The organism is Anaerococcus rubeinfantis, from assembly GCF_001487145.1.
GTDB lineage: Bacteria > Bacillota > Clostridia > Tissierellales > Peptoniphilaceae > Anaerococcus > Anaerococcus rubeinfantis.
In genome coordinates this window covers 1,644,242-1,664,441 of the sequence record NZ_LN913016.1, presented here as the reverse complement: position 1 = coordinate 1,664,441, position 20,200 = coordinate 1,644,242, and the positions used below count along the sequence as shown (strand labels likewise).

Here is a 20,200-nt window from a genome sequence, read left to right as displayed (position 1 = left end):
ATGGAATTGATTATTGTAAAAAATTACGAAGAAATGAGTGAAAAAACATTTAAAATTATAAAAAATGTAATTAAAGAGAAAGAAAATCCGGTAATATCAATGACTACTGGTGGAACTCCAAGAGGCCTATTCAAAAAACTTGCTAATGCTTTTAATAACGATTTAAATATAGAAAAAGTTAAATTTTTAAATTTAGATGAATATATTGGCGAAAAAAATGCTCCATATACCGTATATAGATATATGAATGAGAATTTATTTGATTTGGTATCAAAAAAACCTCTTTCTTGGGATCATATTCATGGAGATGAAGAAAACATTGAAAAGGAAATTGAAAGATATAAAAATGTACTTGATAATACAAAAAGAGATGTTCAAGTTTTAGGTTTGGGAGTTAATGGACATATTGGAGCAAACGAGCCAGGTACACCTTTTGACTCAACAATATTTTTGGCAGATCACGATAAATCAACTATAGAAAGTACAGCAAATGAATATAATATAGATATATCTGATGCTCCAAATCAAATGGTAACTATGGGATTTGAGGAAATATTAGAGGCGGATAAAGTTCTACTTATGGTTTCTGGAAGCAAGAAAGCGGAAGCGGTAAAAAATGTTTTGAATGGACCAATTTCTACTGCTTGTCCAGCAAGTTACCTAAGAGATAAAGATAATGTAATAATGATAATTGATGAGGATGCGGCGTCTTTGTTAGAAAAATAAGGAAGAATAATGATATCAAAAACAAACCTAGAAAAATATTTAAAAGAAATAAGTAAAAATGGATATGAAGAAGGCAAAGGAGTTACAAGGTCCGCTTATAGTGAAGAAGATAAAAAAACTAAAGACTTCATTATAGAATTTGCCAAAAATCTTGGCCTAGAATATTGGGAAGATAGTGTAGGAACACTATTTGTGTATAAAAGCGGAGAAAGCAAAGATTTACCATGTGTAATGTTTGGATCTCATTACGACTCTGTGTTTCATGGTGGAAAATATGACGGAGTTGTTGGAGTAATATCTGCTATGGAAGTTCTTAGAAATCTTGTCGAAGAAGGGTTTGAAAATAAATATCCTTTAGTTTTTATAGCTATGAACGCAGAAGAAGGGGAAACTTTTGGACCAAGTACAGGTGTAACAAATTCAAGAGCTATGGTTGGAACTTTAACTGATGGTGAATTAAATAAAGTTAAAAATAGACATGGACTTACAAAAAAAGAAGCTATGTTAAATTATGGACTAGATGCAGATTTGAAAAAATGTATTTGGGAAAAAGGATCTATAAAAAATTTCGTGGAGATGCACATAGAACAAGGTCCAATCCTAGAAAATGAAGGAAAAACTATAGGAGTTATTGAATATTTGCCAGGAATTGGAAGATATAAACTTAGATTTTATGGTAAAAATGATGATTCAACTGCAAAAATGAGTAAAAGAAAAGATGCTTTACTAGCTGCATCAAAATTTACAGTAAAATTTAATGAATATATAAACTCTCTTGGAGATGATATAACAGGTTCTGTAAATGAAATGAATATTAGTCCTAACAGTAATCAATTTATTGCAAATTTTGTGGAAGCAAAGATAGAGATAAGAACATTTAGTAAAGAAATTTTAGAAAATTTAAACATAATCAATAAAATAAACGAGATTTTAGAAGATGTATGCGGTGATATTGGTGTAAAATTTGAAATTGAAGATATGAAAAGGATAGGATATCCTAATCCGACTCCTCCAAGTATAATGGAAAAAAATAATACAAAAAAACTTATGGAAATTTCAAAAAATCTTGGTTATCCAGCTATGATTATAAATAAGGGAACAGGCCATGATTCTATGATTATGACTGATTTTACTGATACAAATATGATTTATTTGCCTAGCCATAAAGGAGTTTCACATCATAAAGATGAATATACAAGTTTGGATGATATTGAAAAGGGTACTAATGTATTATTAGAGTTTATAAAATATTTAAGTAAATAATAGAAAGGCCTTAATATGTCTCTATCTGAATTGATAAACAGAAACTATGACAAACTAAATGAAAGTGATATTTATTTTTTTAACTATGTTAGAGATAATATGGAAAGTTTTCAAAAAATAAAAATATCTGTATTAGCAAAAGAAATAAATATGTCCAGTGCAGGAATAATAAGAGCATCGCAAAAATTAGGCTTTGATGGATTTAGTGAATTTAAATACTATATTGCCAATGAAGTAAGGAATAAAAAAATAGAATACAAAAATAGGTTAAATCTTAATAAACAATCTATAATTTTATCAGATGTTGTAGATACGAGTAAATTATACAGTCAAAATAATCAGATAGAGAATATTGTAAATTGTTTTAATAATTGTAAGAGAGTATTTGCTTTTGGAACTGGTTTTAGCCAACAGCTGATGATAAAAGAATTCATAAGATGCATGTTCAATGACCATACAATGATAATATATATACCAACAGTAACTGAGTTGGAGAATTTATGTTCAGATTTTGACGAAAATGATTTATTATTGTTTGTTTCATTTTCTGGGGATATATCTGAAAAATCTATTGATATTTTAAAACAATTAAAAATAAAAAAAGTTAATCTTGTTTCTGTTTCAATATTTACTCGAAACACCCTGGCGAAAATGTGTGATTATAACTTGTATTATCAAGTTTCAACTATTAGTTCAAATAATAGACTTAACACATCATCATATATCACTTTGAATCTAGTTTTAGCCTTATTATATGAAAGTATAATAAAATCTAAGCTTAGTGAAGATTTTAAGCTTGATTCATAAACAAGTATTATAAAGTTTTCAAAAAGATAAATCAAAAAAATTAAAAAAAATTTGCAAAAAAATATTTTGCTAGTAATATAGATTTATAAGAAAAAATAGATAGATGACGGGAAGAGTAAGGATTTTACTTTTTTTACAGAGAAAAAAGTGTTTGCTGAGAGCTTTTAATTGAGATTATCCCCAAGACCACCCCTGATATTTTCGGTAATACGAAAGGCATGACCTGCCTTAAAACATCAATGAGTATAAATTAAGGTGGAACCACGACACATCGTCCTTTGGGATGGTGTGTTTTTTTATTGTAAAATAGAAAATTTTCTTAATTTTTAAAAATTTTAATAGGACAGAAAATTGTGATTCTTAATTTAAAACGTTACGAAATTTTTCTAGATTTTTAGAAAAGTGTGGATAAAATTATAAGGAGAGAGAAATGATAAAAATCAAATTACCTGATGAAAGTGTAAAGGAATATGAAAAAGGTATAAGTGTTGGAGATGTTACAAAAGACATTTCTGAAGGACTATTTAGGTCAGCTCTTGGTGCTCTTGTTAATGGAAAAGTTATGGGTTATGCTGAACCTATAAATGAAGATTCTGATTTTAAGGTTGTAAAATTTGAAGACAAAGAAGGAAAAGAAATTTTCTGGCATACAACAAGCCACGTTATGGCTGCAGCTATTAAGGAAATCTGGCCTGATGCAAAATTTGCAATTGGACCTGCCATTGATAACGGATTTTATTATGATGTAGATCTTGAACATAGATTTGTTCCAGAAGATCTTCCAAAAATCGAAGAAAAAATGAAAGAAATTGCCAAAAAAGATTTGAAAATGGTTAGAAAAGAAATTTCAAGAGATGAAGCTTTGGAATATTTCAAAAAAGAAAATCAAGAATACAAAGTTGAATTGATTGAAGATCTTCCAGAAGATGAAATTATTACTCTTTATGAAATGGGTGATAATGTATTTGTTGATCTTTGCAAGGGACCTCACCTTCTTTCAACAAAAGCTATAAAGGCAATCAAATTAAATTCTATAGCTGGTGCTTATTGGAGAGGCGATTCTGATAGGAAAATGCTTCAAAGAATTTATGGTATAAGCTTTGAAAAGAAAAAACAATTAGATGAATACATTGAGCTACAAGAAGAAGCTAAAAGACGTGACCACAGAAAAATCGGTAAGGAAATGAACCTATTCTCTTTCCACGAAGAAGCTCCAGGCTTCCCATTCTTTAAAGAAAACGGAATGATTTTAAGACATGAGCTTTTAAATTGGTGGACAGATGTTTTGGCTGAAAATGGTTATGGCGAAATCCAAACTCCACTTATCATGAATGAAGAATTGTGGCACAGATCAGGTCACTGGGATCATTACAAGGAAAATATGTATTTTACAAAAATTGACGGGGAAAATTATGCGGTAAAACCAATGAACTGCCCTGGATCAGTTTTAGTTTATGGAGAAGAACCACATTCATACAGAGATCTTCCAATTAGACTTGCAGAATACGGTCAAGTTCACAGACACGAATTATCAGGAGCCCTTCACGGACTTTTCAGAGTAAGAACATTTACTCAAGATGATGCCCACGTTTATTGTCTTCCAAGCCAAGTAAAAGACGAAGTATTTAAAATGATCGACCTTGCAGACCTTTTATATTCAACATTTGGCTTTAAATATAAAATAGAATTATCAACAAGACCAGATGATTTTATGGGAAAAATTGAAGAATGGGATTTTGCAGAAAAAGCCCTAGAAGATGCTTTGATTGAAAGAGGAATTGATTATACAATAAATCCAAAAGACGGAGCTTTCTACGGACCAAAAATAGACTTCCACTTGGAAGATGCAGCAAAAAGAACATGGCAATGTGGAACAATCCAACTAGATTTCCAATTACCACAAAACTTTGACCTAACATATATAGACGAAAACGGCGAAAAGAAAAGACCAGTAATGCTTCACAGAGCTTTACTTGGATCAATCGAAAGATTTATCGGTTCAGTTACAGAACAATTTGCAGGAAGATTCCCACTATGGATTAATCCAAAACAAATTGCAATCATTCCAGTATCAGATAAATTTGCAGATTTCGCAGACGATTTAGCTAAAAAAATCAAAGAAGCAGGTTACAGAGTAGATGTTGATCACAGAAGTGAGGGAGTAGGATATAAAATTAGACAGGCTCAACTTATGAGAACAAATTACATGCTAGTAGTAGGCGAAAACGAAGAAAATTCTGGTAAATTAACAGTAAGAAATAGAGACGGAGAAGAAACAAAAGATGTATCTTTCGAAGAATTTATTGAAAAATTAAATCAAGAAAGAGATTCTAAGGCTCTTGAGTCTGTATTTTAGGAAAAATTATTTATAAATTAAAATTCATTTGATTTTTTTAAAAAAAGAATTAGAATAATTAAGTAAATAATAAATTAAAAAAAATAGCGGCTTTTGCCGTTATTTTTCTGTTCTTATATAAAGAAAGGAGTTTTGATGGCGGAAGTAAAATCAGAAAAACTTGGGACTATGCCTGAGGGAAAATTGTTGTTTGAAATGAGCCTTCCTATTATAATTTCTATGCTTGTCCAAGCAATTTATAATATTGTTGACTCAATTTTTGTAGCTAGATTATCGGAAAAAGCCCTTACGGCTGTAACAATTTCTTTTCCAATCCAAAATATAATTATTGCCTTTAGTGTTGGCTTATCTATTGGAGTTTCAGCACTTTTGTCTAGGTATTTGGGAATGAAAAACGAAAAAAAGGCCAGTAGCGTTGCGGTTCACGGTATAATTCTTGCAGGTTTTATGTCTTTGATTTTTGTTATTGTCGCAATATTTTTTGTTGAACCTTTTATAAAAATGCAGACAGATGATCCGACAATTATCTCTTACGGAATTGATTATCTTAAAATAGTTTGCTCATTATCCTTGGGGGTATTTTTCCAAATATTTTTTGAAAAACTTCTCCAATCAACAGGACTTACAGTTTATACTATGGTAACCCAAGTTATTGGGGCGGTTATAAATATAATTTTGGACCCAATATTTATTTTTGGACTTTTTGGCTTTCCAAGACTTGAAGTAAAAGGAGCTGCTATTGCAACTGTTACTGGACAAATTTTGGGAGCTTTGATAGGACTTTTGTTAAATTTAGTAAAAAATAAGGAAGTAAAACTATCATTCAAAGGCTTTTCCATGTCTCATTTGATTTTAAAGGAAATTTTTTCAATTGGACTTCCAGCAGCTTTGATGAATGCAATTACATCCTTTGCAACATTTTTTATAAATACAATTCTTGCAGGCTTTGGCCAATCAGCCATAGCAGTTTATGGGGTAATGTTTAAGCTTCAAAGTTTTGAATTTATGCCGGTTTTGGGCATATCAAATGCTATAGTACCAATAATTTCTTATAATTATGGGGCGAAAAATAAGGAAAGAATAAAAAAATCCATTAAATTATCAATCACATGGGCGACCCTGATGATAATTTTTGGTATGATAATATTTATGGCCTTTCCAGAGGCAATTTTAAATTTATTTTCAGCAACACCAAAAATGAAAGAAATTGGAATACCGATGATAAGAATTGTTGCGATTTCATATTTGCCAGTAGGATTTTCCATAGTCTGTGCCTCAATTTTCCAATCCCTATCAAGTGCAGGTATAGCGCTTTTCGAACCGTTTTTAAGGCAATTTATAATATTGTTACCTTTGATGTATTTTATTGGACAAAAAACTGGGGATATTGATAAAATCTGGTATTCATTTATAATAGCAGAATTTTTGGCAGGACTTTACTGTGTATATTTTTTAAGACGAGATTACAAGGAAAAAATAGAAAAAATAATGTAAAAAAAGGGCATCAGCCCTTTTTTTTGTCTTTGTGGATACCCAAAAACAGGTAATCCAAAAATCCTAATCTTATTTGGAAAAATATTATTGCAAGGAAAAATACTACAAGTCCTGTTGCTACATATAAAATTGGTTTTGAAAGTTTTAAGAAATTTCCCAAAATTATTTTTGTAAAAGGAAAAAGATATAAAAGCCCGCTTAAAAAATATTTTTCAAACTCAACTGGGTATATGTTTGTTTTTAAAATTAAATAAATTATCAAAATCACAGAAATGTGAAAGCCGATAAATATTTTGTACTTGTCTATAGCAAGAATTTCTATAAAAAATATTAAAATCGTGATTATGTAAAGGTACTTGTTTACTTCTTTTGCAGGCAAAATTCTTGCAAAGGAGAAATATACAAAAATATAAAAAAGATAATTTTTGTATTCTTTAAGATCTGGCAAATATTTTGTATTGTAGATTATTAAATACAAAATTAGGCAAATTATCCCAAGACCCATAGAAAAATAGGATCCAAAAACCTTTGTAAAAAATCTCTCCCCTATATATAAGAGGAAAATTCCCACTAAAAGTAAATAATTTTTAGAAATTATGGAGATAAAATTATCTTTTACTATATTTATGTTGTAAATATCTACTTTATTTAATAAAATAAGTATAAGACTTAAAGTTAAAAGGGGAATAAAAAAATAAAATACTTTTATATCCCTTTGATTTGAAAAAATCACCGCGAAATATGCACATAAATACACAAAATAAAACTCCATAAAGGTTACTTTATTAGTAAATAAGGGTAAATATATTATAATCAGTGTAAATATTATTGCTAAAAAATCTGCTATTATTAATTTTTGTTTTTTCATAGTATCACCACTTTGATTATATAATAATATCAGTTTAAAATAAAATTATTTAGGGGAAATTATGGCAAGGAAAAAAAGAAGCGAGCGTTTTGCTGAAAGAAATCAAATAGACAGACTTGAAAGAAAAGAAACTAGGGGCGAAAGAATAAAAAAACCAAAAAAACAAGTCAAAAGAAAAAGAGGAAAGAAAATCAACATATTTGCTCTTGTTCTTGTTATTCTTATAATCCTAAGTCCTTTATTAATTTATCAAAAATTTATAAACACCCCACAAAGGTCGATAAATAAGGCAGTTGAATCAATCCAAAAATTAGATTACGAAGAGCAAGAAAAATACTTTGATAAATTGGTCAAGGTAGAAGATGTTTTGAAAGAATCATATTCAACAGACAAAAAAGAACAAGAAGAATTTTTAAAGGCGAATTTTTCTAATCTGAAAGTCGATATAATAAGCCAAAAAAAGACCAAGGACGGCCTAGAAGTAATTGTAGATGTGACAAATATTTGCTATGTCGATATTTACGATAATTTAGAACACAAAGACGAAGATATACACAAAGAATATGTAAAAAAATTAAAAAATAAAAATCAAGACAAGCTCACCACAACAGCCAAATTAATATTGGACAAAAAATTCACCTATTACGAAATCTATGAATCCAGAGATTTTGTAAATGGAATCTTGGGCGGAGCCTTGAAATATTCAGATATTGAATAAAAATAAAAAGCTGTAGTACTCCTACAGCTCAGATTGTCGACAAACTTAATTTTCACCCATTTCGAGCGAACGTAGTGAGTCGAGAAATCTCATGAGATCTTTCCATGCGTTAGTTTCACTCACTTAGTCGAGATTGGTTGCAGCGTAATTTTATTTTTAAATTAATAATAAATTACTAAACTGACTTTGTCTACGCTCTGAGCTGTAGAATTCCTACAGCTTTTTTTGTAAAACACATATATATTTTTAAAATTTAATTTTAATATCCAGGTTTACCCAATAATTTGAACATTTGAGACTTATATTCCTCAACTCCAGGTTGGTTGAAAGGATTTACACCTTGCATGTATCCACTTACACCAACAACAATTTCAAAGAAATAGAATAATTCTCCCAAACTTTTTGCAGAAACATCGTCAAGTGTTAGCAAAATATTTGGAACATTTCCCTTAACATGGGCAATAATTGTTCCCTCCATTGCCTTTTCATTGACAAAAGACATTTTTTTGCCAGCAAGATAATTTAAACCATCAAGATTTTCCTCATCTTCCATAATAGTAAGATCTTTATCGACATTTTCAACTTTCAAAACAGTTTCAAATAAATTTCTCTTACCATCTTGAATCATTTGACCAACAGAGTGAAGATCAGTTGTATTATTTACAGAAACTGGGAAAATTCCCTTGCCATCTTTTCCTTCACTTTCAGCAAATAATTGCTTCCACCATTCAGAAACATATTTTAATTTTGGCTCATAATTAACCAAAACCTCAATATCTTTTCCATTTTCATTTAACATATTTCTAATAGCTGCATATTGAATTGCCACATTTTCATCAAAAGAATCTTTAGTATAATTTTCAATTCCCTTTTTAAATCCTTGGACAAATTCATCAATATCAAGGCCAGCCACACATAAAGGCAAAAGACCAACTGCAGAAATTACAGAAAATCTTCCCCCGATATCATCAGGAACAACAAAAGTTTCATAGCCTTCCTTTGTAGCCAAGTCTTTTAAAGCTCCCTTTTTTCTATCAGTTGTAACAAATATTCTTTCCCTAGCTTCTTCTTTTCCATATTTTTCTTCCAATAATTCTTTTACAAATCTAAAGGCGATAGCAGGTTCAGTAGTAGTACCAGATTTAGAAATTACATTAATAGAAAATTCCTTTTCCTTTAGATAATCCAAAAGATCATGCAAATATTCCCCAGAAATTTGATGACCAGCATAAACTAATTCAGTCTTATCACTTTTTGGAAAATATCCTTTCATAGCATAATCTACAGCCTTAGTGCCAAGATAAGATCCGCCGATTCCAATAGTTACCAAACAATCAGAATTGTTTTGGATTTTTTTGCTAGCTTTTTTAATTCTTTCATATTCTTCAACGTCTAGGTTATTAGGCCTATCAATCCAACCCAAAAAGTCATTACCTTCTCCATCTTTGTTCATCAAAGTAGAAAAAGCCTCAAGACTTTTTTCCTTATAAGAGTTTAGATTTGATAAGTCAACATTATTAAAGTTAATTTTCATTACAAATCCTCCTTTGAATAAATTATACCCAAAAAAAATAATATAGGAAATTTAATTTAGAAATTTAGATAAGTAAATAAGGAAAATTTTAAAAGTAAATTAATAAGAGTTTGCAGGAGAAATTTTCGTTAGTACGGGGATATAGGGGGAAATCCCAATGAAAAGAAAAACGAAAAGATAGAAATAATAAAGAGATCTCTCGACACTAAAACCCGTTTTCTTCGCAAACTTTTCCGTGCTTCCCACTAGTTTTAGGGATAAATTTGCCAAATCAAGGTATATTTATCAGCTCGAGATGGGTAATGAATTTATTAAATTAATTACTGCAGATGAATATAATTTGATTAAGTTTAAAGTAAAAAATAATTGTTAATAAGATAAAAAAAGTAAAGGATATGATTTTTTTGATAATCTTAATTTATTTAATGAAGGGAGTAGATATAATAAATGAAAAATTGTCTAAAATTAATAATAAAACAATGAAAAAGAAAAATTAAAATCCAAAAATAATAAAGAGATCTCTCGACTAACGCTCGAGATGGGTAATGACTTTATTGAATAAAAACTAAGAATGAATATAAATTAATAGATTTTAAATACAAAAAAACAAAAATTTTTGAATAAAGCTTAAAAACAAGAAATAGAAGTATATATAAACTTTAGAGTTTGATAAAATCCACAAATTACCCATCTAAAGTGAAATTCCAGAGATTTTTATTAAAAAACTAAATAAAACTTAAATAATAACATTGAATTAAACACAAAAAACTAGAATATAAGAAAAAAAACTAAAACTTTAGCAATTGAAAATTTCCACCCCAAACCCATCTCGAGCGAAAGTCGAGAGATCTCTTGCAAAAAAAAGAACAAAACTTAAAATAATTTCCTCGAACTAAAACTTAAAAATATAAATCCTAAAATAATAAAATATACGGTTAAAAGTAAGAAAACATTCTCAAATTGATAATGATAATAAAAATCACTATTTAGAATGATTAAAACTTTAGAATGATTCTTGACAAATAAAAAAAATAGTATATACTAATAATTGTAGAGATGATTACGGAAATATATTAAATAGAAAGGACTTACATATGCCAGAATTAAAAGGAACAAAAACAGCTAGCAATTTAATTACATCTTTTGCAGGTGAATCTCAAGCAACAATGAGATACAACATTGCAGCAAAAATTGCTAAAAAAGAAGGATACGTTCAAATTCAAGAAATTTTTGAAGAAACAGCAAGAAACGAACAAGAACACGCTAAAGTTTTCTACAAATATTTAAAAGAAGAATTCAAATTAGATGCAATTGAATTAAATCCAGATTATACAGCTTTCCCAGTTGTATATCATGATACATTAACAAACCTTGAAGGTGCAATCGGCGGAGAAAATGAAGAAGCTGAAGATATGTATCCATCATTTGCAAAAGTTGCAAGAGAAGAAGGATTTGAAGAAATCGCTAGAAGCTGGGAACACATTGCTCATGTAGAAGCTGCTCACAGAGATAGATATCAAAAATTACATGACAATATCGAAAATGGCAAAGTATTCGAAAAAGAAGAAAAAATTACTTGGAAATGCCTAAACTGTGGATACCTTTACGAAGGTAAAAAAGCTCCAAAGATTTGTCCAGCTTGTAAACATCCACAAGACTTCTTTGAAGTTGCAAACTTTAATTATTAATAAGTAAACATATACACGAAATAAAAAAATAAAAAATTAGAATCTTTCAAAAAAAATCCTGCTTATAGCGGGATTTTTTTTGTCCAAAATTATAAAATATTTAAATATTTGCTCTAATGTGCTAAAATATTTGTAAGAAAACAAAAGGAGATAATATGAAAGCTATTTTAACAATAATTGGAAATGACAAACCTGGCATAGTTTATAAGGTGAGCGAATTGCTTTATAAATTTAATATGAATATTTTAGATTTTAACCAAACTATAATGGAGAAAAATTTTGTTGGTATTATGAATGTTGACTTGACAAATGCTAATGAATCTTTTGAAACTATAAAAGATGAACTTACTAAGTTAGGTGAAGAAATAGGCCTTGAACTAAGACTTCAAAATGAAGATCTTTTTGATAAGATGGCAAGGATTTAATATGGATACAAAGCAAATTATTGAAACTATAAAAATGCTCGACCAAGAACACCTTGATATTAGAACCATAACCATGGGCATATCTCTTCTTGATTGTGCAGATAGCGATTATAAAAAATCTTGCCAAAAAATTTATGATAAGATGATGAAAGAAACTGAAAATTTCATCAAAACTACAAAACTTGTCCAAGAAATTTATGGTGTTCCTATAATTAATAATAGGATTTCTGTAACCCCAATTTCTCTAGTTGCGGCAAGTTCAAAAATTGACGATTATACACCTTATGCAGAAGTTTTGGACAAGGTGGCAAAGGAAGTTGGTGTAGATTTTATTGGGGGATTTTCTGCCCTTGTTCACAAATCTATGACAAAATCTGACCAAATTTTGATAAATTCTATTCCAAATGCTCTTGCTAATACTGATTATGTTTGCTCATCTGTAAATGTCGGCTCAACAAGGTCAGGAATAAACCTTGATGCGGTAAAACTTTTGGGTGAAAAAATCAAAGAATTGGCAAAATTAACCAAGGACCAAGATTCTCTTGGTTGTGCAAAATTTGTTGCCTTTGCAAATGCGGTTGAAGATAATCCTTTTATGGCAGGATCTTTTCTTGGAGTAGGTGAAGGCGATACAGTTATAAATGTTGGAGTTTCAGGACCTGGAGTTGTAAAAGCTGCTATTGAAAAAGATAGGGGAAAACCAATCAACGAAGTTTACGAAACAATCAAAAAAACAGCCTTCAAAATTACCAGAATGGGTGATTTGATAGGACGTGATGTTGCAAAAAGACTTGGAAAAGAATTTGGAATTTTGGATCTTTCTCTTGCCCCAACACCTGCAATTGGCGATAGTGTTGGAAGAATTTTGGAAGAAATTGGAATTGAAAATGTCGGGGGACACGGAACAACAGCTGCCCTTGCCATGCTAAATGACGCTGTCAAAAAGGGAGGCCTTATGGCATCATCATCAGTCGGCGGACTTTCTGGAGCATTTATTCCAGTAAGTGAGGACGAAGGCATGATAAAGGCTGCCCAAGCTGGACACTTGACTTTTGATAAACTTGAAGCCATGACTTCAGTTTGCTCAGTTGGTCTTGATATGATTGCAATTCCTGGCGATACACCAGATTCAACAATTTCTGCCATGATTTTGGATGAAGCTGCTATTGGAGTTATAAATCAAAAAACAACAGCCGTTAGGGTTATACCAGTTTATGGCAAGAAAAAAGGAGAATTTGCAGAATTTGGAGGACTTTTGGGTTATGCACCAATTATGGAAATAAACAATTCAAGTGCAGAAAAATTTGTAAACAGGGGAGGAAGAATCCCTGCCCCAGTCCATTCATTTAAAAATTAACTTAAATCTTTCAAAAAAATAAAAGTCCAGTAAAATATTATTGTTAATAAGAAAAGATAAAGGAGAAAAAATGAAAGTAATAGTTTCAGATTCATACGAAGAATTATCAAAAAAGGCAGCCGACCTTTTTATAAGTATATTACAAGAAAAACCCCAATCAAAATTGGGACTTGCAACAGGTTCATCACCAATAGGCCTATACAAAAATTTAATAAAGGCTCAAAAAGAAGGAGAAATTTCCTTTCATTGGGCAAAAACAATAAACTTAGATGAATATGTAGGAATAGATCCCAAAGATGACCAATCCTACCAAACATTTATGAATGAAAATTTATTTGACCACGTAAATATAAAAAAAGAAAACACCCACCTACCAAAAGCAGACACAAATGATGAAAAATTTGCAGAAGAATATAATAAATTATTGGATGATTTTGGAACAAGAGATCTACAAGTTCTAGGTCTTGGACCAAACGGGCACATAGCCTTCAACGAACCAGGAGAATTTTTAAATAAAAGAACCTCAATAATAAAACTTGCAGATGCAACAATCGAAGCAAATTCAAGATTTTTTGACTCAAAAGAAGATGTTCCAAAATACGCCATATCAATGGGGATGGCAGATGCCTTTAATGCAAAAACTCTAATAGTAATTGCAAGCGGCAAAAATAAAAAAGAAGTAGTAAAAAAATTAATAGAAGGAAAAGAAATCTCCCCAGATTTCCCAGCATCCTTCCTATCACTTCACCCAAATTGCTACCTATTCGTAGACAAAGAAGCAATGGGAGAATAAAAAAATGCTCTTGTAGAAGAAAAATTTCTCTACAAGAGCATTTTTAATTTTAATTTCAACAAAATTCAATTAAAAAAATCACAGAGCAATTTCATCAAAAAAGTCCACAGACTTTCTCATTTTTGACAAGTCTCTGGCAAATTTCATATACATAATCTTGCTAGCATTGTTAAAATTATTTTTCAAAGCCCTGTCCCTATTAAGACTTGAAAGAGTCATCCCGTTTTTAAGGATAATAGTAGAATTTTCAATGTTTTTCACATAATAACAATTGACAAAACCACGCCTTAAATCATCATTATCAGTTTGGTTGATTTTAAAAGGAAAAAACACATTAAAAGCATCAATACAATAAGGTAAATTCCTAGAAACCTTGAGAATTTCTCTCATATTTTTGTGCATGAGCTTAATGGAGATTGACCTTTTGCTAGCCAAATGTTTCAAAAAAATCTCACAAGATCTCCTATCAACAAAAACTTTCGAATTTGTATAAATTTCACATCCTACACCAAAACCCTTGATTTCAGTAGGAAGAATTGCTACAATCCTGTCCATAAATCCTCCTTTCCTAAAAGAAGAAAGACTTCTCTAGACATTAAGTGTATAATAAAATACAAATTAAGTCAATAAAAGACTAAAATAAATCATGATTTATAAAATATTTTCTCAATTTTCTAACAATATTATAATGATAATTAGTAATAGACTTTGTAGAAAGATTCAAAAGCCTAGCAATTTCCTTGTGAGGCAAATTTTTATCATATTTTAAATACAAAATTTCCCTTTCCTGTTTTTTTAAAGTTTTAATAGCCTTATAAAGCTCATCAATTTCAATATTTTTAATAAATTCATCTTCCAAAGAATTTCTATCCTCAATTTTTTCAATAATTTCAATCCCCTTCCTATCCTTATCATTTAAAGAACTGACCCTTTCTTTTTTGCATTCATTTAAAAAATAAAAATAAAGTCTATACTTCAAATATCCACCAAAAGATCCTTTTTCAGGGTCAAAATCCAAAACAATATCAAAAACCATATCCCTAGCCATAATATAGGCCTCATTTTTATCAAAAATCGGAAACCTATTAGCCATAGAAAGCAAAAGAGGCTGGTACTTTTCAATAATCGCATTCAAATTTTCTATACATATTTTCATAAAATTTTCCTAACTGCGATCGCTTAAATTTGTCGACACCATAATTCTAGTAAAAATTTCAAAAAAAGTTTAATAGGATAAAAGCCAATAAAAAAGGAAAAATAAGGCTAAAAGAGTTTTGCCGAGGTAAAAATTATAATAAATGGAATATGAGGTGAAAATTTATAAATAAAATTACTAAAGAAAAAAATAAATTTAAATATAAAAAGATACAGAGATCTCTCGACTCATTGCATTCGCTCGAGATGGGTAATAAGTTGACATAATTTTATAATCCAAAATATATTACAAGCAAAAATCCAAAAATAAAAACTTTAGCAATTAAAACCAGCCAATCATCACCCATCTCGACCTTGTGGAGAGATCTCATAAAAAACTAGGACAAAATATATAATATGTATTCAAAAAATAATCCGAAATATGTGCCAAGTAAAAATCAAAATACAAAAAATACAAGAGATCTCTCGACTCATTACATTCGCTCGAGATGGGTAAGAAGTTGGCATGATTTTATACTTCTAATAAGCTTAAATTAAATCATAATAAATAGAATATAAATTTACATAAACTTCAGTAATTAAAGTAAATATAACAAACCCCATCTCGAGCTAAGTCGAGAGATCTCATAAAAAACTAGGACAATATAATATGTATTCAAAAAATAATCCAAAATATATGCCAAGTAAAAATCAAAATACAAAAAATAAAAGAGATCTCTCGACTCATTACATTCGCTCGAGATGGGCAAGAAGTTGGCATAATTTTATAATTCGAAATATATTACAAGCAAAAATCCAAAAATAAAAACTTTAGCAATAAATTAATCTAATAATCACCCATCTCGAGCAGATAAATATGCCTTGATTTGGCATATTTATCCCTAAAACTAGTGCAGATTTATAACCGTTGATTTCGGTTATAAATCCTGAAAACTAGTGCGAGAGCACGGAAAAATTTGCGAAGCAAACGGGTTTTAGTAGTCGAGAGATCTCACAGTAAAATTAAGTAAAAAAGAAAAATCTAAACGAAGATATCACAAAAACACCTACAAATAAATACAAAAAAACCGGGGATTTCCCGGTTTTTCTTCTAGCCTATATTAAAATCTTCTCTTGATACGCTTTCCATATAGGCCTTATTAATTGTGCTTATTTTGCCTTCTTTTGTTTGGAGAACTTTTGAATTTATCATTGCCTCCATTTGTGCTTTTACGACTTGATCGTTTAAATCTGCCTTTGGATGGTCGATACTTACCATCTTTGTTTTTCCTTTTGCATCCTTAAATGATAATTTTAGGGTTTTAATTTGCATATTTTCTCCTTTCTACTAGTTAATTTTTTCTTCTGTTATTTTTTCAAAACTGTATGATTCAACTTCGCTTAGGGCAATGTATGCATTGGCAAAGTTTTTTAGCTCTTCGTTTGTAAGAGCCTTGTCAAGATTTGAAAAAGTTCTAGATAATTTTTTTACCTCTTGTCCCTTGTTTACTTCAAATTTAATTCTTAGTTTCATATTATCGCTCCTTTCATATATAGATAAGAAAAATTTGGAAAATGTCCATAAAAATTTTATGATTTTTTTCGTTTTTATAAAAAGTCCTTTATTTATAAGTATTTTTGGTGTAAGATTAATTCTAGTAAGAAATATTAAATTATGGTGATAAAATGAAAAATAAAAAGAAAAAATCAAAGAAATCCAATATTTTGTGGAAACTTATATTTTTGGTGGGAATTCTTGTCCTTTTGTATCCAATAATATCAAGATTTTACTACAGAATTGATTCTAATAACCAAGTTGAAGTCTTCAACCAAGGAAAATCAAAACTTGATAAGGAAGAAATCCAAAGAAGAATGGGCCTTGCAAAAGCCTACAATGATTCCTTGTCAGGCGGACCTACAAATGATCCTTTTACTGAAAAAAGATATAAGGAAGGTAGGAAAGAATATGCGAGGATGCTTGAAGTTGAGGAAATGATTGGTCATATAGAAATTCCAAAAATAAACCAAGATCTTCCTATTTATGCTGGAACGAGCGAGGATGTTTTGCAAAAAGGCGTGGGCCATTTGGAAGGAACTTCTCTTCCAATCGGGGGAAACAATACCCACACAGTCCTCACAGCTCATAGGGGTCTTCCTGAAAAAACCTTATTTACAAATTTGAACGAACTGGAAGTCGGCGATAAATTTTATATTCACAATATAGAAAAAACATTGGCCTACCAAGTTGACCAAATAAAAGTTATAGAACCAAGTAATTTTGAAGACTTGATGATTGCACCAGGTCACGACTATGCAACCCTTTTGACTTGCACACCCTTTATGATAAACTCTCACAGACTTTTAGTCAGAGGTCACAGGGTAGAATATGTAGAAAGTGTAGATGAAGAATTGATTAAAGAAAATAAAACAAATTGGATATTTAGAATATTATTCTTCCTAGCCTTGATTATAATAATTATCCTCTTGTGGAGAATTAGAAAATTGAGGAAAGAAAACAAAAAAACATCAAGTAAAATTGATCAAATAAAAGAAAAACTAGATAAGCTAGGTGAAAATAATGAGAAGAAAGACTAATATAAAGAAAAATCTTCCCTTTATCCTCATATTTTTGCTTGGATTTTTGATCTTTTCATATCCTTTCATAAGCCAAAAATTTTATGAAATTAAGGCTAATGATGAAATAATAGTTTTTAATAAAGAAAAAGAAAAAATTGATAAAAAAGAATTAGAAAGAAGGATGGAGCTTGCAAGAATTTACAACCAAACTCTTGATCCATCAAAACTTGTAGATCCATACGACAAAAAAGTAAAAGATGCCAAGGCAGAATATGCAAAAATGCTTGAAGTTCACGAGATGTTGGGTCATGTAGAAATTCCAAAAATTGCAGTCGACCTTCCAATATATGCTGGAACAAGCGATGATGTTTTGGAAAAAGGAGCAGGCCACTTGGAAGGAACTTCACTTCCAATAGGGGGCAAATCAACTCACACAGTTATAACCGCCCACAGGGGTCTTCCAAACGCCCTTTTATTTAGAAACCTAAATCAAATGACAGAAGGCGATATATTTTATATCCACAATATAAAAGAAACTTTGGCATACAAGGTCGATAAAATTCAAGTTGTAGAACCATCAAATTTTGAGCCGGTTTTGGTTGTAGAAAAAAAGGACTACGCAACCCTTTTGACTTGTACGCCCTATATGATAAATTCCCATAGACTTTTGGTAAGAGGGTACAGGATTCCTTACACCCAAGCCATAGACGATGGAACAGCTAACACACCAAGACTAAAACCAAATTTTTTCCAATTGTTTTTAGTACTTTTGCCAATACTTTTATTTACCATAATGATGTATATTAGAGAAAAAAGAAATTCCAAAATAATGCAAATGGAGGTAGTAAAATTTGAAAAACAAATCAAAGAAAAAGAAATTTAAAATTTTAGGCTTCATTTTGATACTTTTTGGACTAATAACCATAGCCTTTCCATTTTCAAAAAGAATTTACTCAAATATAGAAAACAAATACAGGATTCAAAGAGTAATAGAAGCCCAAAAAAAGGACGAAAAACTTGACCAAGTCGAAGAAAAAGCCAAAGAATATAACGAGATAGTAAAAAAATCTGACATATCCATGGTAGATCCCTTCACAAGCAAAAATTTGGGATCAGTAAATATACTTGATAATCAAGACGATATATTTGCCTATATGACTATACCGAAATTAAACAAAAATTTCCCTATATATCTTGATGCAAGTTATGATCATATAGCAAAAGGACTTGGACAAGTTTCAGGAACATCAATTCCAATCGGAGGAAAATCTACCAGAAGTGTACTAGCAGGCCACAGAGGATGGTGGACGGATACAATGCTTTTTTATGCAGATGATTTGGTAGAAGGCGACAGAATGTATATAAAAAGAGGAGATAAAACTCTAACTTATGAAGTTTTTTCAAAAGAAGTAATAGGCCCCTATGATTGGGAAAAATTAAAAGTAATAGAAGGAGAAGATCTTGTAACTCTTTTAACCTGCCACCCAATAAGATGGCCAAGTCCAAATAGACTTTTGATAAATGCAAGAAGAGTAGAAGAAAAAGAAGAAGTCGCAACAAATAAAATTGAAAGTACAGAAATAAGCAAAAACGTAAAAATCTCAAATTATCTTTATATAGGATTTTTAATAATAGATTTTCTTTTGATAGTATTTGTAATAATAAAATTGATAAAAACAATATTAAGATAAAAGCTTAATAAATAATAAATAAAATCAAAACCCATTCCAAGCGATAAGGAATGGGTTTTGTTTTGGGAAATTTTATGAAGAAAAAATTATTATTAAAATAAAAAATAAACAAAACGAAGAAATTCCTATGAAAAGATAAAATTAATGGCAAATTTAATCAAGAGATCTCTCGACTGCGCTCGAGATGGGTAACCTTAATACGTACTAAGAAACTTCGAACATATAAAATCTTCTAATTTTTAATTTTAAAAATAGAAAATAAAAACAGGAATATAAAATAAATAAAAGCTAAGTAAATAAATTTAAACTTTAAAAACAAATTAAGCACGCTATAAACCCATTTCGACCTGATAAATATGCATTGATTTGGCATATTTATCCCTAAAATTAGTGCAGATTTATAACCGTTGATTTCGGTTATAAATCCTGAAAACTAGTGCGAAAGTACGGGAGAATTCACGTAGTAAATGAGTTTTCATAAGCACGGAGGAATTTGCAAAGTAAATAGGTTTTAGTGCGGAGAGATCTCGTATTAAAGCAAGCGAATGTAAAAGTGAAATTAAATTTTTCTAATAAAAATTCAAAAAAATTTAAAAATTTGCAATATATTGAGATTATAAGAAATTTTAAATATATCTTAAAAACTTAAAAATATGTAAAAATTTTGTTGACTTTAAAAAAATCAGGATATATAATTAAATAAACTTAGAATAAAAAAATTCTAAATAGATACTAATTTTAAAGAAGATGATAATTTTTAGCCGCGCAC

General features: G+C 29.9%; 19 protein-coding genes. 13 read left to right on the top strand and 6 right to left on the bottom strand.

Features of this window, described 5'->3' with window-relative positions; all coding sequences use genetic code 11:
- From BN3265_RS08750 to BN3265_RS08730, 5 genes are all read left to right on the top strand, one after another.
- On the top strand, nt 1–726 hold the full coding sequence (locus tag BN3265_RS08750; RefSeq protein ID WP_058991189.1) for a glucosamine-6-phosphate deaminase: 726 nt from the start codon (nt 1–3) through the stop codon (nt 724–726).
- Nucleotides 727–735: 9 nt separating this feature from the next.
- Nucleotides 736–1,989: a hydantoinase/carbamoylase family amidase gene (locus BN3265_RS08745; protein ID WP_058991188.1), complete on the top strand. Its 1,254-nt coding sequence runs from the start codon at nt 736–738 to the stop codon at nt 1,987–1,989.
- A gap of 15 nt (nt 1,990–2,004) precedes the next feature.
- Nucleotides 2,005–2,796, top strand: a complete 792-nt coding sequence (locus tag BN3265_RS08740) for a MurR/RpiR family transcriptional regulator (protein ID WP_058991187.1) — start codon at nt 2,005–2,007, stop codon at nt 2,794–2,796.
- A gap of 430 nt (nt 2,797–3,226) precedes the next feature.
- Nucleotides 3,227–5,152 (top strand): threonine--tRNA ligase, encoded by a 1,926-nt coding sequence (gene thrS / locus BN3265_RS08735; RefSeq protein WP_058991186.1) that lies wholly within the window; start codon nt 3,227–3,229, stop codon nt 5,150–5,152.
- Between the two features lie 135 nt (nt 5,153–5,287).
- Complete coding sequence (locus BN3265_RS08730) at nt 5,288–6,646, top strand: MATE family efflux transporter (RefSeq protein WP_058991185.1); 1,359 nt, start codon at nt 5,288–5,290, stop codon at nt 6,644–6,646.
- 10 nt (nt 6,647–6,656) lie between these two features.
- Here the strand turns inward: BN3265_RS08730 and BN3265_RS09705 are convergent, their stop codons facing one another.
- Nucleotides 6,657–7,151: a hypothetical protein gene (locus tag BN3265_RS09705; RefSeq protein ID WP_245191108.1), complete on the bottom strand. Its 495-nt coding sequence runs from the start codon at nt 7,149–7,151 to the stop codon at nt 6,657–6,659.
- 424 nt (nt 7,152–7,575) lie between these two features.
- On the opposite strand from BN3265_RS09705, the gene BN3265_RS08720 reads away from it, so the two are divergent.
- Complete coding sequence (locus tag BN3265_RS08720) at nt 7,576–8,232, top strand: hypothetical protein (protein WP_058991183.1); 657 nt, start codon at nt 7,576–7,578, stop codon at nt 8,230–8,232.
- A 259-nt stretch (nt 8,233–8,491) separates the two neighbouring features.
- Here the strand turns inward: BN3265_RS08720 and BN3265_RS08715 are convergent, their stop codons facing one another.
- Nucleotides 8,492–9,766, bottom strand: a complete 1,275-nt coding sequence (locus tag BN3265_RS08715; protein ID WP_058991182.1) for a glucose-6-phosphate isomerase — start codon at nt 9,764–9,766, stop codon at nt 8,492–8,494.
- Between the two features lie 1,094 nt (nt 9,767–10,860).
- Here BN3265_RS08715 and rbr point away from each other — a divergent pair.
- From rbr to nagB, 4 genes are all read left to right on the top strand, one after another.
- Nucleotides 10,861–11,454: a rubrerythrin gene (gene rbr, locus BN3265_RS08710; protein WP_058991181.1), complete on the top strand. Its 594-nt coding sequence runs from the start codon at nt 10,861–10,863 to the stop codon at nt 11,452–11,454.
- Between the two features lie 155 nt (nt 11,455–11,609).
- Nucleotides 11,610–11,879, top strand: coding sequence for an ACT domain-containing protein (locus BN3265_RS08705; protein ID WP_049690309.1), 270 nt, complete (start codon nt 11,610–11,612; stop codon nt 11,877–11,879).
- A 1-nt stretch (nt 11,880) separates the two neighbouring features.
- A complete protein-coding gene (locus BN3265_RS08700; protein WP_058991180.1) occupies nt 11,881–13,236 on the top strand; it encodes a PFL family protein in 1,356 nt (451 codons plus the stop codon).
- Between the two features lie 70 nt (nt 13,237–13,306).
- Nucleotides 13,307–14,029: a glucosamine-6-phosphate deaminase gene (nagB, locus tag BN3265_RS08695; protein WP_058991179.1), complete on the top strand. Its 723-nt coding sequence runs from the start codon at nt 13,307–13,309 to the stop codon at nt 14,027–14,029.
- Nucleotides 14,030–14,107: 78 nt separating this feature from the next.
- Here nagB and BN3265_RS08690 read toward each other — a convergent pair whose 3' ends face one another.
- From BN3265_RS08690 to BN3265_RS08675, 4 genes are all read right to left on the bottom strand, one after another.
- Nucleotides 14,108–14,584: a hypothetical protein gene (locus BN3265_RS08690; protein ID WP_058991178.1), complete on the bottom strand. Its 477-nt coding sequence runs from the start codon at nt 14,582–14,584 to the stop codon at nt 14,108–14,110.
- Between the two features lie 79 nt (nt 14,585–14,663).
- Complete coding sequence (locus BN3265_RS08685) at nt 14,664–15,185, bottom strand: sigma-70 family RNA polymerase sigma factor (protein WP_058991177.1); 522 nt, start codon at nt 15,183–15,185, stop codon at nt 14,664–14,666.
- 1,089 nt (nt 15,186–16,274) lie between these two features.
- Nucleotides 16,275–16,496, bottom strand: a complete 222-nt coding sequence (locus tag BN3265_RS08680; protein ID WP_058991176.1) for a DUF2922 domain-containing protein — start codon at nt 16,494–16,496, stop codon at nt 16,275–16,277.
- 15 nt (nt 16,497–16,511) lie between these two features.
- On the bottom strand, nt 16,512–16,697 hold the full coding sequence (locus tag BN3265_RS08675; protein ID WP_058991317.1) for a DUF1659 domain-containing protein: 186 nt from the start codon (nt 16,695–16,697) through the stop codon (nt 16,512–16,514).
- Nucleotides 16,698–16,849: 152 nt separating this feature from the next.
- Here BN3265_RS08675 and BN3265_RS08670 point away from each other — a divergent pair, with 152 nt between their 5' ends.
- Genes BN3265_RS08670 through BN3265_RS08660 form a run of 3 tightly spaced genes read left to right on the top strand, consistent with a single transcriptional unit; the run spans nt 16,850 to nt 19,431 of the window.
- The gene (locus BN3265_RS08670; protein ID WP_058991175.1) at nt 16,850–17,758 is read left to right on the top strand and encodes a class C sortase; all 909 of its coding nucleotides are present in this window, start codon (nt 16,850–16,852) and stop codon (nt 17,756–17,758) included.
- Nucleotides 17,742–18,623: a class C sortase gene (locus BN3265_RS08665; RefSeq protein ID WP_058991174.1), complete on the top strand. Its 882-nt coding sequence runs from the start codon at nt 17,742–17,744 to the stop codon at nt 18,621–18,623. Before BN3265_RS08670 ends, BN3265_RS08665 begins: the two co-directional genes overlap by 17 nt.
- On the top strand, nt 18,592–19,431 hold the full coding sequence (locus BN3265_RS08660; protein ID WP_058991173.1) for a class C sortase: 840 nt from the start codon (nt 18,592–18,594) through the stop codon (nt 19,429–19,431). Before BN3265_RS08665 ends, BN3265_RS08660 begins: the two co-directional genes overlap by 32 nt.
- Nucleotides 19,432–20,200 lie beyond the last annotated feature (769 nt).

Bases quoted from the DNA above. Each gene is read 5' to 3' on its own strand.
- BN3265_RS08750 (WP_058991189.1), top strand. From the start codon at position 1: ATGGAATTGATTATTGTAAAAAATTACGAAGAAATGAGTGAAAAAACA.
- BN3265_RS08745 (WP_058991188.1), top strand. From the start codon at position 736: ATGATATCAAAAACAAACCTAGAAAAATATTTAAAAGAAATAAGTAAA.
- BN3265_RS08740 (WP_058991187.1), top strand. From the start codon at position 2,005: ATGTCTCTATCTGAATTGATAAACAGAAACTATGACAAACTAAATGAA.
- thrS (WP_058991186.1), top strand. From the start codon at position 3,227: ATGATAAAAATCAAATTACCTGATGAAAGTGTAAAGGAATATGAAAAA.
- BN3265_RS08730 (WP_058991185.1), top strand. From the start codon at position 5,288: ATGGCGGAAGTAAAATCAGAAAAACTTGGGACTATGCCTGAGGGAAAA.
- BN3265_RS09705 (WP_245191108.1), bottom strand. From the start codon at position 7,151: ATGGGTCTTGGGATAATTTGCCTAATTTTGTATTTAATAATCTACAAT.
- BN3265_RS08720 (WP_058991183.1), top strand. From the start codon at position 7,576: ATGGCAAGGAAAAAAAGAAGCGAGCGTTTTGCTGAAAGAAATCAAATA.
- BN3265_RS08715 (WP_058991182.1), bottom strand. From the start codon at position 9,766: ATGAAAATTAACTTTAATAATGTTGACTTATCAAATCTAAACTCTTAT.
- rbr (WP_058991181.1), top strand. From the start codon at position 10,861: ATGCCAGAATTAAAAGGAACAAAAACAGCTAGCAATTTAATTACATCT.
- BN3265_RS08705 (WP_049690309.1), top strand. From the start codon at position 11,610: ATGAAAGCTATTTTAACAATAATTGGAAATGACAAACCTGGCATAGTT.
- BN3265_RS08700 (WP_058991180.1), top strand. From the start codon at position 11,881: ATGGATACAAAGCAAATTATTGAAACTATAAAAATGCTCGACCAAGAA.
- nagB (WP_058991179.1), top strand. From the start codon at position 13,307: ATGAAAGTAATAGTTTCAGATTCATACGAAGAATTATCAAAAAAGGCA.
- BN3265_RS08690 (WP_058991178.1), bottom strand. From the start codon at position 14,584: ATGGACAGGATTGTAGCAATTCTTCCTACTGAAATCAAGGGTTTTGGT.
- BN3265_RS08685 (WP_058991177.1), bottom strand. From the start codon at position 15,185: ATGAAAATATGTATAGAAAATTTGAATGCGATTATTGAAAAGTACCAG.
- BN3265_RS08680 (WP_058991176.1), bottom strand. From the start codon at position 16,496: ATGCAAATTAAAACCCTAAAATTATCATTTAAGGATGCAAAAGGAAAA.
- BN3265_RS08675 (WP_058991317.1), bottom strand. From the start codon at position 16,697: ATGAAACTAAGAATTAAATTTGAAGTAAACAAGGGACAAGAGGTAAAA.
- BN3265_RS08670 (WP_058991175.1), top strand. From the start codon at position 16,850: ATGAAAAATAAAAAGAAAAAATCAAAGAAATCCAATATTTTGTGGAAA.
- BN3265_RS08665 (WP_058991174.1), top strand. From the start codon at position 17,742: ATGAGAAGAAAGACTAATATAAAGAAAAATCTTCCCTTTATCCTCATA.